The following is a 15549-nucleotide window of genomic DNA, read 5'->3' on the forward strand; positions in this document are numbered from 1 at the left end:
CTCAACTTGAACCTTAAAGGTTCCAAAGGGTCAAGTTGAACTTGAGGCTTTGGCTTTGACCTGCAGTTATGATGAATTGTTGAGAAACCATAGAGTTCAACTTTAACGTTACAGAGCTCTGTTTGAGAGGAGTTTTGGGCTGTAAAAGCCATCTCAACGTGGGGTTTTATAACTACAGCGTGCCCTTCTGGCGAGCCTGCTCAATCTCTTCGAGGGCCTCGGCGGGGGTGAACGAACAGGTGCCGTCGCCGAGCTTGACTACCTGGATTTCGTCACCGGCGTTGACCTCTCCGCCCTTTAGTACCACGCCGAAAACGCCCTCGTGGGGAAAGATGCAGTCGCCGGCGAGATAGTAGATGGCGCAACGGGTGTGGCAGACCTTGCCGATTTGGCTGATTTCGACGAGCACGTCGCTTCCAAGCTTGAGCTGTGTGCCCAAAGGGAGCGAGAGCAGGTTGATGCCCCGGGTTGTGAAGTTCTCCCCAAAGTCACCCTCGTGTACGTCGAGCCCGCGTGCCTGCGCCGTCTGGATGGACTCCGCGGCTAAAAAGGAAACCTGACGGTGCCAATGTCCGGCGTGCGCATCGGTGGCGAGGCCAAATTGCTCTATAACGGTGTCGTGTCCATCGGCGACGGGCGACTTGCGCGTGCCCTTGTGTACCGACGTGTTGATTGAGACGATGCGGGCAGGCCCGTTGTAAGCATCGTTTGCCGTTCGTAGGGGAACGGCCGATTGTGCGCGTTCCTCCAGCTCGCGCTTCGCGGCATTGAGGATGGGATTATCGGTCGGATGGTCTTGGGGCACGTGCGCGCCTTTCGCTCGAGGATGTCAATACACTGAATCCTACAACAATGGTAGGTTCATTGCCCATTGTCATACAACGGTGAGCGCCGTCTTCGTGCTGGACGATTACGTCGATTGCCATAGATACGGTGGAGCTTTGGGCGCCGGCGGCTTGGCACGCTAGAATGAATCAGTTGCGCAAAGACCGCCCGTTGTGTGGGCAGTTCATGATAGGAAGTTTCCATGGCATTGCAGTTTACAGAGCGCGAGTTCATTCCCGTGCTGCTTGGTGGCGACATCAACGCCTATTCGGTGGCGCGCGCCTTCTACGAGGAGTACCAGGTCAAGAGTCTGGTTTTTGGCAAGTACCAGACGGGTCCCGCGTACCGCAGCCAGATTATCGACTACACGCCCAACGTGGATATCGATACCATGCCCGTGATGCTCAAAACCGTCAACGGCATTGCCCAAGCGCATGCCGATAAGACGATTGTCCTTGTGGGCTGTGGCGATAACTATGTCGCTCTCGTGGCTCAAGCCAAGGATGCCCATGAGTTGGCGGATAACATCGTCGCGCCTTACGCTCCCTATAGCATGCTTGAGCAGTGTCAGAAGAAGGAGATCTTCTACGAGCTGTGCGAGAAGCATGGCGTGCCCTATCCACACACGTTTACCTTTACCAAGGCGATGCTCAATGCTCAGGGTGAGGCGCCTGCCGAAGTGCTCGACCAGATCGATTTTCCTTACCCGATGATTCTGAAGCCTTCTGACGGCATCATGTGGTGGCAGCATGAGTTCGAGGGCCAGAAGAAGGCCTATGAGATTGCCGACCGCGCCGAGCTGGAACAGGTCATTCGCGATTCGTATGCCAGCGGCTACACCGACGATCTGATCTTGCAGGATCGCGTGCCCGGCAACGACGAGTACATGCGCGTGCTCACCAGCTATTCCGACCGCAACGGTAAGGTCCGCATGATGTGCCTGGGCCATGTGCTGCTCGAGGAGCATCAGCCCCACGGTGTCGGCAACCATGCCTGTATCATTACCGAGCCCAACGACGAGCTCATGGGCGGCGTGCGCAAGTTGCTCGAGGACCTTCACTTTGTGGGCTATTCCAACTTTGACGTTAAGTACGACGAGCGCGATGGCTCGTTTAAGTTCTTCGATTTCAACACGCGCCAGGGTCGCAGCAACTACTACGTTACCAACAGCGGCTTTAACGTTGCCAAGTATGTGGTGGACGAGTATGTGCTCAACCGCCCGTTTGAGCCGGAGTTTGTGACGGCGCAGGACGAGGCCCTGTGGATGGTCGTCCCCATGGGCGTCGTCGACAAGTACGTCAAGGATCCCGAGCTGCGCGCTAAGGTGCATCGCCTGGACAAGGAGGGCAAGGGCGCCGACCCTTCGTTTATGAAGGGCGACTTTGTCTTTAACCGCTGGCTGCGCATGTGGCACACCAAGCTGCGCCACTTTAAGCTGTTCAAGACGTATTACAAGTAGATGAGCGCGGCGCCCGTCCGGTTTGCATCGGGCGGGCGCGGGTATGATACGCGCAATTGCGCAAGCGTCACCAAGGAGGCGGCGATGGAAAAGCTGGGAGTTATCGGCGGCATGGGCGCCGAGGCCACGTCGTATTACTACGACCAGGTGGTGCGTCATACGGCTGCTGCCTGCGATCAGGAACATATCGACATGGTGGTACTCTCCAAGTCGACCATGCCCGACCGCACGCTGGCCATTAAGACCGGCGAGCATGCCAAACTGCTGGCGACCATGAAAGAGTGCGCCCAGGCACTCGAGTCGCTGGGCTGTGCACACATTGCCATTCCCTGCAACACGTCACACTACTTCTATGACCAGATCCAGTCGTTTACGAAGGTGCCGATTATCCACATGCCGCGTGAGTCGGTGCGCTATGCTCTGGCCGGTGCGGTGATGGGGGAGTGCGAGTTCGACCCCAACCTGAGTATGCCGGCCGAGCCGGTGCATAAGATCGGCATCATGGGAACCGATGGCACCGTGGGCGCGGGCGTCTACGGCCGCGAATGCGAGGCCGCGGGTGTCGAGGTTGTCTATCCCAGCGAGAAACGTCAGAACGATGTGATGTCGCTTATCTACGATGATGTGAAGGCCGGACGTGAGCCCGATATGGATAAGTTCGACCGCGTGATGTGGGAGTTCGCCCGTAGCGGCTGCGACCGCGTCATTCTGGCCTGCACCGAGCTCTCGGTGCTGCAGAAGTACCGAGAGATGCCCGAGATCACCCTCGACGCCATGGATGTCCTGGTGCGCGAATCCATCATCCGCAGCGGCGCCCCCTACCGCCTCTAGCTTCCGACCTGCCAAAAAGGGACAGGTTTATTTTGGTAGGTTTTATCTGGTGAAACAGTAAAGGCCTCGGCTCGTTTGGTGCGAGCCGAAGCCTTTTGCGTTGGGGCGGTTGCTGTCGGTGGTGAACTAGAACAGGAAGCCGATGACGATGAGGGCGATGCTGACGATGAGCACGGCGATGTCCAGGCCCTTGATGGGGTAGCGCTTGTACGAGCTGGCGCGCGTACGCAGATAGAAGCCGCGCTGTTCTGCCGCCAAGGCTGTGGCATCGGTCTTGCCCACACTCGAGATGAGCAGCGGCACGCACAGTGGCAGCATGAGCTTAAGCTTCTTGATGGGGTTCTTGGTGTCGTACTCGACGCCGCGTGCGGTCTGCGCCTCCATGATGGCGTTCATCTCCTGACCAAACACCGGCACAAAGCGCAGCGCCGTGGTAAAGGTGAAGGCATAGCGATACGGTACGTGCAGCACCTCGACGCAGGCGTTGGCAAGGTCGTTGAGCTTGGTCACCATGAGCATGAGGATGAGTGGTAACGCCACACCCAGCAGGCGCAGACAGGCCTTCGATCCCGTGATGAGGCCCGTGTCGGTGATAAAGCTCCACACCACGTTGCCATCGCGCATAAAGGCCAGCTGGAGCACCAGCATGATAAGCGCGAGCGGAGTCAGCAACTTGAGCAGCGAGAACAGACGGTCGACGACGCCGGCATAGGCACCCAGTGCAAGGGTGAGTGCCAAAAAGCCCAGCAGTGCCACGTAGGTGTCGGACAAAAAGATGCCGACGATGATGGCGGCGGCGAGGCCCAGTTTGACGACGGGGTTCAGGCGATGCAGCAGCGTATCGCCCGGCATGTAGTCGATGACGTTAACCACGGTGGACCATCTCCTTGGTAATTCGAACGACATCGGTGACCTCGCTCACCTGCGCAAAAGCGGGCGAGACGGAAGATGCCAGACGGCGCGAGAGTTCAATAACCTGGGGAGGCTCCACGTAGGCACGCCGCATGAGATCGATGTTCGAGAATAGCTCGTGCGTGCGGCCGCGGTCGAGGATGCGACCGTCGGCCATTACCACAATGCGCTCGGCAAAATCCGAGACGACTTCCATATCGTGGCAGACCATGATAACGGCGCAACCGCGCTCGGCCATGGTGCGCACTGTTTCCATGACGGTCATGCACTCGCGGTAATCAAGGCCGCTCGTGGGCTCGTCGAGCACGACGATCTTGGGCTCAACCACTACGACGGAGGCAAGCGCCACCATTTGTCGCTGACCGCGCGAGAGCGAGAAGGGCGCCTCGTCGGCCGGCAAGCCAAAGCGGTCGATGATGAGCTGGGCGCGACGCAGCGCCTCGGCACGGTCGATGCCGGTAAGCTCCAGGCCAAAGGCGACCTCGTCGAGCACGGTGTCCTTGCAGATCTGGCGGTCGGGGTTTTGGAAAAGGGTCGCGACCTCGCGAGCGATGCGGCTCGTGGGAACGGCTGCGGTATCCAGTCCCGTGACGCGCACGCTGCCCGAGGCGGGCTTAAGCAAGCCTGTGAGCAGTTTGGTGAGCGTGGTCTTGCCGGCGCCGTTTTGGCCGACGATGCCCACGAGCTCGCCAGGATAGAGCGTCAGGCTAAGGTCGTGTACGGCGGCTCCGCCATTGGGATAGGCAAACTCAACATGGTCGAAGGTGAGTACGGGTTCGGCGTCCTTGGCATGAGGGCGCAACGACGGTGCATGCGGGGAACCGGCGGGCGTCTGGGCTTCGATGGCCACGTGTGCGGGGTCGACTATGCCCGAAATCAGGCGCTCGGCCTCATCGACATCCAAGCAGGGGGTACCGCTTACCAGGCCATCGGCCTCGAGGCTATTGAAGATGCGCGTGACGCGAGGGCAGTCGACGCCGATGGCACGGAGCTCGTCGGTATGCGCGAAGACCTCGTGTGGCTCGCCCTGCAGCGCAATTTCGCCATGGTTGAGCACGAGCACGCGGTTGCAGTACTCCGAGAGCAGGGCGACCTTTTGCTCAACGACGACGATGGTGATTCCAAGTGTGCGGTTTGCCTCACGCAGCGTCTCGAAGACCAACGTGGAGCTGGCGGGGTCGAGTGCCGCGGTGGGCTCGTCGAGAACCAAGACGCGCGGACGCATGGCGAGGATGGCGGCGATGGCTACCTTTTGCTTCTGTCCGCCCGAGAGGGTGGCGATCTCGCGGTCGCGCAGGTCGCTGATGCCGACGGTCTCGAGCGTTTCGCTCACGCGCTGCTCGATCTGGTCGTGGGGAACGCCAAAGTTCTCGAGGCCAAAGAGCATCTCGTCCTCGACGACCGAAGCGACCATCTGCGTGTCGATATCCTGCAGCACGCTGCCGACGATTTGCGACACGTCGGTCAGCGAGACCTCGCAGGTGTCGTGGCCGTCAACCATGACGGACCCAAAGAACGTGCCGGTGTAGTGGTGGGGCACGGCACCCGACAGGCAGGCAGCAAGCGTGGACTTGCCGGCGCCCGAGGGCCCGATGATGCCGATGAAATCTCCCTTGCTCACGTCGAGCGAGATGTGCTTAAGCGCCTGCTCGGTCTGCGTGCCATAGGAGAACGAGACATCGTCGACGTTGATGATCGTTTTCATGGATACCTTTCATAGTCATTGGACGTTCTTACATGACCAGTCGTTTAAGAACGTCCCCAAAAGCTAGTCGTTTGGGACAGTCTTTGGTGGTGAAGCACGGAGACGGCTTTACGAGGGGCCCCAGGTTGGCGCGAGAAAGAGGAGCGAAGCGTACTTGGGTACGCGAGCGACGAATGAACGCCAAGATGGGGTGGCTCGTAAAGTCGAACGGGCTAGTTGAGCTTCAGGGCCTTCTGGATGGGCAAGTAGAGGGCGCCGACCAGAATGGCGTTAAAGACGGCAGTCATGGCGACGACGGGCAACATGGCGGCGGCGAGCTCGCCGACCACGCCGAGCATGGCCATCTTGATGACCATGAAGATGACGCCGGAGACAAAGGTGGTCAGGAAGGTTGCGACAATGGCGATTGCGGGCTTGACCTGACCGTCCTTGCCGGCGGCGTTGACGATGCCGGCCATGAGCATGGCGGCGATGCCCTCGGCGGCAAAATCGACGAACGGCGAAGTGGTGGTGATCTGGATCACGGCAGCCGAGATGAGGCCAATGACGAGCGCCTGGCCGATGTTGGGGCGAACGACCAGGATGGTGAGGCAGAAGGCCGAGATGATGAACTCGGGGCTGATCATGCCGCCCGAGATGCCTGAGATGGCCTTGCCGACGGTGAAGTTGAGGATGAAGCCGGCGGCGAGCAGGATGGCGAGCAGGACGAGAGCGCGGACGTCGAGTTTGCCGCGGTCGGCGGTCTGGACGGTGCGGGGCTGGGTGGCGGTGGTGTTCTGAGACATGGTGAAAATCCTTTCTGAAGGGAAGCGCAGGGGAAAAGCGGAGGCGCGTGATGCGAATGCGATCGGGCTCGAGATAGAAAAAGGCCCCCGGTCGAAACCGGAGGCCTTCCAATCACCTAGAGCGCAAAAACAGGCGTGAGGGACTCACTGTCGACCGATCGTATTCGCATCACGCCACCACCAGTTGTTGAGAGACTTCATCGTGTTCTTCATCTTGGTGGCTCCTTTCGTGATGCCGTGGCGCGGTCGCACCTTGTTGCTGTTGCGCTGCACTATAGCACAGCAAAGTGTGTGCGGGGAAATCTTTTTTGAAAAGATTTCAGCGGTGTTTCCCGCCGGTCAAAAAGGCGGGCGGGACGAACCGTGCCATCCCGCCCGCACCAGTGAGGGATTACTCCTTGTTGCGGCGATAGAGGATATAACCGCCTGCGGAGATGACGGCAACGCCAGCGATGGCGAATGCGGCCACCATGCGGCCATCAAAACGATCGCCAGTGGTGGGCAGGCCGCCCTTGGTGTTCGTCTTGTTGGTGGTTACCGTGGTCGTGGTATCCGACTTACCAGGCTTCTCGGGCTTAGCGGGCTGCTCAGGCTTGCTGGGCTGATCCGGGGTACCGGGCTGTTCGGGCTTACCGGGCTGCTCGGGAGTGCCGGGCTGATCCGGGGTGACCGGGTCGGTGGCAAGGGCGTCCTTGGCGTAGGTGATGGACTCCTTGAGGCCCTTGGTCTCGGTGTTCAGGTCGCTCGGGGTGAAGCGCTCGTCAAAGTTTCCGGCCTTCTGATAAGCGCGCATCTCCTGGAGCAGGGCCTTGCACTTCTTGTAGGTGTTCTCGGTGGCAGCCTTGCCTGCCTTGTTGGCCAGAGCGGTGCGACCCTCGGTGGTCGTCTCGGCCAGCATAGCGGCGTCAACTTCCTTGTTCTGCTCGATGAGCTCGTTCTGGAGCGCGTCGAGGTAGGTGCGGACACTGGTACCAAGGGTGTCAGGGTTCTCAAAGCAGAGCGAGCTGATGTCCATGAGGACGTAGTTAATGGAGTTCTCGGGCTCCTCGTTGTACACGACGTCTTTCGCATTGCAGTGGTCGAAGGAGACGGTCTGATCGCTGAAGTAGGGGCTAACTTCAGTTATCAGAGCGGAGTACAGCGGGATGGCGACAGAGTACGCGGCACGGGAGAGCATTTCCCACTGGATGGTAGCGACTTCGGGATCATACCCGCGACGAATCTGGAAGAGATTGATCTCGGTGTTGCGCTCGCTGCCGATGCAATAAACGCCATCAGTGTTCGCGTTGAGACCAGGGACGTTCTCTCCGCGGTTGCCGAAGGCACGAATCAGCTCAAAGGTGCTCCAACCAGACTTGCCAGGCTTGAAGAACAGAGGCTGGATTTCGCTGACCATAGCTCCCTTTTGGACGGGTTTTCCATCCTTATCGGTGATAGTTTTAATTTCGTAATCCGTGCCTTCGGTCAGCTGACTAGCAAAATAATGGCGGCCTTGCACATAGCGGGACCATTGGTTAACGCCAGAATCGGCGAGGCTTTCGCCATACGTTTGGGCGACATCGAATTTACCGTCAGCGGAGTATTTGGCGAAACCCTTCTCCACGGGCATGGACTCGATGTCCTTGGAGTGCAGGCAGTTCTCAGTATCGTTCAGGTCGACATCGTAGTTGAGGCTGCCGATGTTGGGGTTGAGTGAGGCGACGTCGTCGGCCAGCTTCATGGCAATCCATTGATGGGCAGAAAGCGTGGCGAACAGCCAGGTCTCGTTGTTGTCGGCGATAATGATCTGGTCGTTAGTGCAAGTGCCCTGCTCGTCGATCAGGCGGCCGAGGAGCTCGACGCCCTCGCGGGCATTGGCGCTCTGGCCCAGGATGACGCTGCCGTAGCTGTACTCGCCGATGCCGGTAGCCTCATCGATTGGGTCTGCTGCTTTGGCATCCTCGTTATAGGAGGTGCTCAGCGTAGCGGAGCAAGAGACACCCTTCTCGTTGATACCGGCTTCGGAGTAGGCGTCGGTGTGGCCCTCCCAATTGGAGGGATGGTCACGTACGTAGCTGTAGCGATATGTAGGCTTATTCGAAGTGTATTCGAAAGCAGACTCATTCGAGCTGTACGTAAAGCCAGCTTCGTGGGCAGGTTCGATGCCGAAGTGTTTGAGGTAACGCGCACCAAAGTCCTCGGCACGGCCGTAGTACGTGTTGCCATCGGCCGTTAGGTTTTTGCCCATGTAGATCTGCGTGCAGGCGAGCGCAGAGGTCGGCATGGACATGATGGTTGCGGCTCCAAAAGCAAGGCCAATGCCAAGCTTTTTGAGCGCGTTGACGGGGTGAGTTTTCCTCATAATCCCTCCCAGCGTGCGAAAGCCCTCTGTCGCCAGAGGGCTTCAGCCAATAAAGACACTCCATTAGCGTAACGAACTGGAAACAATATTCATCTATGAAAATAACTTACTCGATAAGCGTGATGAAATATGCGATGAGCGGCTAAATATACTCAGTTTGTAGCTTTACTTTAATAAAGACTCCCTGCAATTACTGCATCTCAATAAAGCGTCTGGAAATACCGAAATGAAAAATCCCCCGCTGTTTGGCAAATGCATAAACAGCGGGGGAGATGATATTCGGATGAATATCATACCAATGTGGAATTACTTCTTCCGGCGGTGAATCACGTTGATCGCATAGCCGACGAGCATGGCCAAAACGATGACGATAAAGCCGAGCAGGGGATTGTCGTTCATGGGGTCCTCCTATTTACCGAGCGGTGAGAATTCGTCGACGATGAGGTCGAGGCATTGCGGAAGCGCGCGGGCGCCAAAGACGCCGGAGTTGCTGGAGATAATCTCGCCATCGAACTGCATGCCCAGCGACGGTGTACAGGTAATCTTAGCTTCCTTGGTCTGGATGATCTTGAACTGCGGGCGACCGAGCACCTTGCCGGCGGGGTCGAGTGCGGCGGTGATCACGGTGGGCAGCAACTGCACGGTTTTTACGGGCTCGATGACCGCGATGTCGACCATGCCGTCGTTCATGCGGCAGTCTGGGAACAGGTTGATGTCGTTTTGGATGACCGAGGTGTTGCCTGCCATGCAGCAGATGCCGTCGAGCTCCTCGACAATGCCGTCATGCTCAATCGTAAAGCGCGCCACTGTGGGATTGGGCGTGGCAAGCGCCGACAGGAAGTAGGCGATCTCGCCGATGTCGTTTTTGGTGGGGGCGGCCTTCATCATGATCTCGGCGTCGAAGCCCGAGCCGGCGATGATGATAAAGCCGTGGCGCTTCTCGTTGCCGTCCTCGTCGAGCCAAAAGAGCTCACCCATGTCGACCTTGACCGTGCGGCCGGCGCGGCAGGCCTTGGCGAGTGCCGCCGCCTCGGGGGCATTGCCTATGTTGTTGAAGAACAGGCATGCCGTGCCAGAGGGGAAGACGAGTGTGGGGACGCCGCATCCGCGCATCTGGTCGAGCACGTTGGAGACGGTGCCGTCGCCGCCCGAGACCACCACGCGATCGAACTCGCGCACGTCCGCCACGGCGTCCTCGGGCTCCATGCCATCGCCGATAAAGCGCATCACGACCTCGTCGCCGCCCTGCGCGAGGGCGTGCGTGAATGCGAAGATTTCATCTGAGCTGGGGCCCGATGCCGGGTTGTGGATGATAAGGCAGCGCATACTTACGTTCCCGTTCTGTGACTAACCGAGTATAGTTGTAAGGCAATGCCGATATCCTACCCGTGTTTTTCGGGCCTAACCTTATTCGATGGGTTGATATGTACATTTCCACACATCAGGCTCTACTCGACTTTTGCCAGCGCGCCCGCGAGTTCGACGCGATTGCCGTCGATACCGAGTTTTTGCGCGAGCGCACGTTCCATCCGCGTCTGTGCCTGGTTCAGATTGCCACCCCTGCCGAGAGCGTCGCGGTCGACCCCCTGGTGATCGACGACCTGTCGCCGCTCGCCGAGCTTATGGCCGATGAGAGCGTAACCAAGGTGTTCCACGCCTGCTCGCAGGATATGGAGGTCATGCTCCATACTGTGGGCGTGCTGCCGCGTCCTATTTTTGATACGCAGGTGGCCGCCGCCTTTTTGGGTGAGCGCCAGCAGATTTCCTACGGCGCGCTCGTGCAGACGTTTTGCGGCGTCTCGCTGCCCAAGACTGAGTCGCTGACCGATTGGTCGCGCCGCCCGCTGACCGACAAACAAATTGAGTACGCGATCGATGACGTCAAGTACTTAATCGTGGCCTATACCGAGATGATGAGCCGCCTGCGCGAGCTGGGCCGCGTGGACTGGGTGCTCGACGAGCTACGCCCGCTGGCCGACGAGTCGCATTATCGCGCCGACCGTCACGAGGCATTCCGTAAGGTCAAGCGCATCAACTCCTGCAGCCGCCATCAGCTGGGCATCGCGCGCGAGCTCGCCGCCTGGCGCGAGGACCGCGCCGAGCGCCGCAACATCCCGCGCAAGTGGGTCATGTCCGACGATACGCTGCTGGCGCTCGTCAAGCGCAATCCCGTGCGTGTCGAGGAGTTCCGCAGTATCCGCGGCACCGATCAGCTGGGGGAGCGCGACGTGGACGGCGCGCTCATGGCCATCAAGCGCGGCGCGAGTTGCCCGCACGATCGCCTGCCGCTCATGGTGCGCGGACACCGCCAGATCTCGCCGGAGCTGGAGAGCGTGACGGATCTGATGTATGCGCTCATTCGCCTGGTTGCCGAGCGCTCGGGCGTGGCGACCTCGGTCATTGCCTCGCGCGATGACTTGGCCGACTACATTGAGCATCCCGAGCAGAGCTCCCTGCGCGAAGGCTGGCGTTTTGAGCTTGTGGGCTCGCGCCTGGACGATCTGCTTTCCGGCAATATGGGGTTGACGGTGAAGGACGGCAAAATCGAGCTTTTATAGTTACGCGGTTTTACCAAACGCTGCAAACGTTCTAGAGCAGCAATGCCAAAACATCGATGGCGTCTCGTTGGCTGGGCGAGTGGGTAGAATGCCTCCAACGTGTAACTCGATTCGGAGGAATTCGCATGCCCTATTACTATGGATACGGCTTTGGCATTGACCCGCTGTACCTGCTGGTTGTTCTTGTCTGCACGGTGCTTGGCCTTGTCGCACAGAACTATATCAACTCGACGTACAAAACCTGGTCCAAGGTTCGCTCGGACGGCGATACGGGTGCCACGGTCGCTCGCCGCATGCTCGATGCCAACGGTTGTAGCGCCGTGGGTATCAAGGGTGTCGCTGGCGAGCTCACCGATCATTACAACCCGCAGGACAACAACCTGTATCTGTCGGATGCCAACCGTTCGGGCGGGTCGGTCGCAAGCGTTGCCGTCGCCTGTCACGAGGCGGGCCACGCCGCCCAGCGTCAAAGCGGCTACGCCATGATGAAAGTGCGTACCGCCCTGGTTCCGGTTGTCAACTTTACCCAGAACACTTGGACCATCGTGTTGCTCTTGGGCCTGTTTATGAACATTGCCGGGCTCACATCCCTCGCGTTGATCTTCTTCTCGTTTAGTGTACTGTTTCAACTCGTTACGCTGCCTGTCGAGATTGACGCCAGCCGACGCGCCGTGGCGTACATCGAGCAGTCGGGTATGAGTTCCAAGCAGGTCAACGGCGCCAAGAAGGTGCTGACGGCCGCCGCGCTTACCTATGTTGCTGCTGCGCTCACCTCGATTATTCAGCTGCTCTATCTTATGGCTCGCTACAACAGAAACTCCAACCGATAACAAATTGGGTCGCTGGGCGCCGCGGGGATTCGTGTCCCCGCGGCGCTGTACTATGTGTTGGACTTGAATTTGCGCAGGGCCGAAGCCCTTGTGCACGATGACGAAAGGAGGCTGCGTGGCAGGCTGGAATCTAACCGGCAATGCCGTTTCCGCCGAGTTTGACGGTTCGGATGAGCAGGAGCGCAAGGAGCTCAGCGTGAGCCAGGCGGTAGAAATCGCTGCCGGTGCGCTCGATGCCATTCCGCAGCTGAGCGTTTTGGGCGAGGTCACGGGTTTCCGTGGTCCCAACGCCCGAAGCGGCCACTGCTACTTCCAGATTAAAGACGACTCGGCCGCCGTCGACTGCATCATCTGGAAGGGCGCCTATCTCAAGCGTACCTTCGATCTGCGTGACGGCATGCAGGTGAGCTTTAAGGGCAGCTTCAACCTCTATAAGCCCACGGGTCGTATGAGCTTTGTCGCTCGCTCGTTTTCGCTGGCGGGGGAGGGTCTGCTGCGTCAACAAGTGGCGCAACTGGCCGAAAAGCTACGCCGCGAGGGCCTAATGGACGAAGCGCGCAAGCGCCACATCCCGGTGTTCTGCTCCCGCGTGGCGGTCGTCACCTCGCTTTCCGGTGCGGTAATCGACGACGTCAAGCGTACGCTGCGCCGACGCAACCCGCTCGTCGAGCTCGTCTGCGTGGGCGCAAAGGTCCAGGGCGAGGGTGCGCCGGCAGAGCTTATTGAAGGCTTGCGCCGCGCTGCTGCCATTACGCCGGCGCCCGACTGTATTTTGCTGGTGCGCGGCGGCGGCTCCTTTGAGGACCTCATGACCTTTAATGACGAGGAGCTTGCCCGCGCGGTGGCGGCTTGTCCCGTGCCCGTGGTGACCGGCATTGGCCATGAGCCCGATACTTCGATTTGCGACATGGTGAGCGACCGTCGCGCCTCCACGCCTACGGCGGCGGCCGAATCGGTGGCGCCGGCTATGACGGAGTTGGCCGATGTACTCGAGGCGCGCCATCAGCGCCTGGGTGCCGCGATGGCATCGATGATTGGGTCGGCCCAGGTCGACCTGGAGATGCTCGATCAGCGCGGTCGCCGTGCCTGGGATACCTATTCGGCTCGCTTGGGCGATGCACTCGATGCGGCTGCGTGCCGCCCGTGCCTCAACGACCCCACATTTATGGTTGAGCGTCGCGAATCGGAGCTTGCGCTGACTGCTGATCGCCTGTCGGGCGCCATAGTACGCTCGGTCGGGACATTCCGCTCCAACTTTGAGCGCTTGCCCGAGCGTCTGGTTACAAGCACCTCGGGGCTCGATGGCAAGCGCCATGCGCTCACGCTTGCGAGTTCCCGTCTGGAGCATCAGGGACGTTCGATGCTCAGCAAGCCCGCGTCCGACCTGGGCCGAGCTGCCGCGTCGCTTGATGCCCTGTCGCCGCTCAAGGTGCTTGCCCGCGGCTATTCCATCGCGTACAGCGATGATGGGGTGGCCACGAGCGCCAAGACCTTTAAGCCCGGCGACGCCATCCGCGTGCGCATGGCAGACGGTAACGTTGCGGCAACGGTCGATACGGTCGAGTAGACCGCGTTTCATAGCGATAAACCTTTAGGAAAGGAAGCAGATATGGCAGAGAAAACCCCGGTCGAGCAGCTTACGTACAAGCAGGCCTCGCAGGAGTTGGAGCTCATCATTCGCAGCTTGGAGTCGGGCGATATGGAGCTCGAGGAATCGCTCGAGAGCTATACCCGCGGCGTCGAGCTCCTCAAGAGCCTGCGCACCCGCCTGTCCGATGCCGAGCAGAAGGTCTCGGTGCTTCTTAAGGACGTCGACGGCAACGACGTGCTCGCCGACGGCGAAGCCGCCAACACCGACGACAATCTCTCGTTCTAGCCATCCCGACCAAATATAATTACCTTGGTCTGTGAGAAAGGAACCAACTATGTGCGATTGCATCTTCTGCAAAATTGCCAACCACGAGATCCCCTCGACCGTTGTCTATGAGGATGACCAGGTCATCGCCTTCGACGACCTCAATCCCCAGGCGCCGGTCCATACGCTCGTGATCCCCAAGAAGCATTACAGTGACATCGCCGACAACGTACCTGCCGAGACCATGGGCGCCATGGCTCACGCCATCCAGGAGGTCGCTAAGGCCAAGGGCTTGGAGGACGGTTTCCGCGTCATCTCCAACAAGGGCGTCAACGCCGGCCAGACCGTCATGCACTTCCACATGCACGTTCTCGGTGGCAAGAACCTGGGCGAGAACCTCATCTGAGGGCGCGTAGGCCGTCGACTTGGCTGCCTTTGGAGTAATCTATGCAGCTTTCTCAACTCGAATACCTTCAAGCTGTAGCGAACTATGGCGGCGTGCGCAAAGCAGCTCGCGCCGTTCACGTGAGTCCGCAGGCCGTTTCGTCGGCAATAAAAAAGTTGGAATCTGAGTATCAGATTGTTTTGCTCGACCGATCGGCGGGGGAGGCTGTTTTGTCTCCGGCGGGCAGAGAATTTGCGCGTCGTGCACGCGTGATCCTGGCGCAAGTCGACGATCTCAAAAAGTACGCTCAATCGGGGAACGGCGGCGTTTCGCCCGACGGCCATTTCCGTCTTTACGCCCCCTGTCTTCACGGGCGGGGGCTCCTTTTTTCCGAAAACTGGTACGACTCGTTTGAAAGCTCGCGCCCTCAGATTCATCTTGATGTGTGGCATCAGCCAACGGCAACATGCTTTGAATCACTTATACTTAGAATTTCGGACGCGGCTATCTCGTTTGAGGAACCACGGGACAGCGTCCTTTCTTCAAAATATATGGGTGAAAAGGAGCTCAGGGTTCTTTCATGCCCAGCTGGTCATCAATCTGTTGACGCTATGACCATTCGTGAGTTACTGGGCGGCAGGCTCGCTGTTCCCATTAATTTGTCACCCTGTCTCAATGCAATCAATCAATGTCCCGAAGCTCAGCTGGTTAATTTCCGCTTTCGCGATGTCGAATACGGAAGCAGGGCGCAGGCTGAGTTTCTTCAAGCCGGGGGATTGATATTGAGTTTTTCTGGCTCTTCTCTCGCATCAGATGGATTGGAAGTGAGCGAGTGCTCTATTGAAGGCTCGCATGACGTAGCCTTGCCCATCTACTTTTGCTATCGACAAAATGCCTGGACCGATCGACACCAGACGGTATTTCTTCACCTATTGCGTCATCTTGCTTCGTGAGGCCATTTGGCCTCGTGTTGTCAAGTGAATGTTGACGCCTTGTAACACATGACTGACGGCTTTGCCCTCATGCTTTTCCAAGATTCCGATTCAGATTGTTGACTCTTGGA

General features: G+C 58.9%; 14 protein-coding genes. 8 read left to right on the forward strand and 6 right to left on the reverse strand.

All coding sequences use genetic code 11. The annotated features are described in order from the left end of the window. Positions 1-172 precede the first annotated feature (172 nt). On the reverse strand, positions 173-805 hold the full coding sequence (locus tag OIL88_05165) for an MOSC domain-containing protein (GenBank protein HJI71756.1): 633 nt from the start codon (positions 803-805) through the stop codon (positions 173-175). 222 nt (positions 806-1027) lie between these two features. On the opposite strand from OIL88_05165, the gene OIL88_05170 reads away from it, so the two are divergent. Beyond that, positions 1028-2284, forward strand: a complete 1257-nt coding sequence (locus OIL88_05170) for an ATP-grasp domain-containing protein (GenBank protein HJI71757.1) — start codon at positions 1028-1030, stop codon at positions 2282-2284. Between the two features lie 84 nt (positions 2285-2368). Beyond that, a complete protein-coding gene (locus OIL88_05175; GenBank protein HJI71758.1) occupies positions 2369-3115 on the forward strand; it encodes an aspartate/glutamate racemase family protein in 747 nt (248 codons plus the stop codon). A 126-nt stretch (positions 3116-3241) separates the two neighbouring features. On the opposite strand, the gene OIL88_05180 is transcribed toward OIL88_05175, so the two are convergent. From OIL88_05180 to OIL88_05200, 5 genes are all read right to left on the reverse strand, one after another. Further along, positions 3242-3988 (reverse strand): energy-coupling factor transporter transmembrane protein EcfT, encoded by a 747-nt coding sequence (locus OIL88_05180; GenBank protein ID HJI71759.1) that lies wholly within the window; start codon positions 3986-3988, stop codon positions 3242-3244. Beyond that, the gene (locus OIL88_05185) at positions 3981-5732 is read right to left on the reverse strand and encodes an energy-coupling factor transporter ATPase (protein HJI71760.1); all 1752 of its coding nucleotides are present in this window, start codon (positions 5730-5732) and stop codon (positions 3981-3983) included. The genes OIL88_05180 and OIL88_05185 overlap by 8 nt, the downstream gene beginning before the upstream one ends. Positions 5733-5944: 212 nt before the next feature. Beyond that, entirely contained in the window at positions 5945-6517 is a 573-nt protein-coding gene (locus OIL88_05190; GenBank protein ID HJI71761.1) for a hypothetical protein, read from the reverse strand. Positions 6518-6908: 391 nt separating this feature from the next. Next, complete coding sequence (locus OIL88_05195; protein ID HJI71762.1) at positions 6909-8858, reverse strand: C69 family dipeptidase; 1950 nt, start codon at positions 8856-8858, stop codon at positions 6909-6911. Positions 8859-9266: 408 nt separating this feature from the next. Next, positions 9267-10184, reverse strand: coding sequence for a diacylglycerol kinase family protein (locus OIL88_05200; protein ID HJI71763.1), 918 nt, complete (start codon positions 10182-10184; stop codon positions 9267-9269). A gap of 98 nt (positions 10185-10282) precedes the next feature. Here OIL88_05200 and rnd point away from each other — a divergent pair, with 98 nt between their 5' ends. The 6 genes from rnd (at position 10283) to OIL88_05230 (ending at position 15439) form a co-directional block, all read left to right on the forward strand. Beyond that, a complete protein-coding gene (rnd, locus tag OIL88_05205; protein ID HJI71764.1) occupies positions 10283-11416 on the forward strand; it encodes a ribonuclease D in 1134 nt (377 codons plus the stop codon). Positions 11417-11541: 125 nt separating this feature from the next. Next, positions 11542-12246 carry a zinc metallopeptidase gene (locus OIL88_05210; GenBank protein ID HJI71765.1) on the forward strand — a complete coding sequence of 235 codons (705 nt, stop codon included), beginning with the start codon at positions 11542-11544 and terminating at the stop codon, positions 12244-12246. Between the two features lie 196 nt (positions 12247-12442). Then, a complete protein-coding gene (gene xseA / locus OIL88_05215) occupies positions 12443-13813 on the forward strand; it encodes an exodeoxyribonuclease VII large subunit (GenBank protein HJI71766.1) in 1371 nt (456 codons plus the stop codon). A 42-nt stretch (positions 13814-13855) separates the two neighbouring features. After that, entirely contained in the window at positions 13856-14122 is a 267-nt protein-coding gene (gene xseB / locus OIL88_05220; GenBank protein ID HJI71767.1) for an exodeoxyribonuclease VII small subunit, read from the forward strand. 49 nt (positions 14123-14171) lie between these two features. After that, on the forward strand, positions 14172-14507 hold the full coding sequence (locus tag OIL88_05225) for a histidine triad nucleotide-binding protein (protein HJI71768.1): 336 nt from the start codon (positions 14172-14174) through the stop codon (positions 14505-14507). Positions 14508-14548: 41 nt separating this feature from the next. Continuing rightward, positions 14549-15439: a LysR family transcriptional regulator gene (locus OIL88_05230; GenBank protein HJI71769.1), complete on the forward strand. Its 891-nt coding sequence runs from the start codon at positions 14549-14551 to the stop codon at positions 15437-15439. The last annotated feature ends 110 nt before the right edge of the window (positions 15440-15549 follow it).

The organism is Coriobacteriaceae bacterium (genome assembly GCA_025992855.1).
Classification (GTDB): domain Bacteria; phylum Actinomycetota; class Coriobacteriia; order Coriobacteriales; family Coriobacteriaceae; genus Collinsella.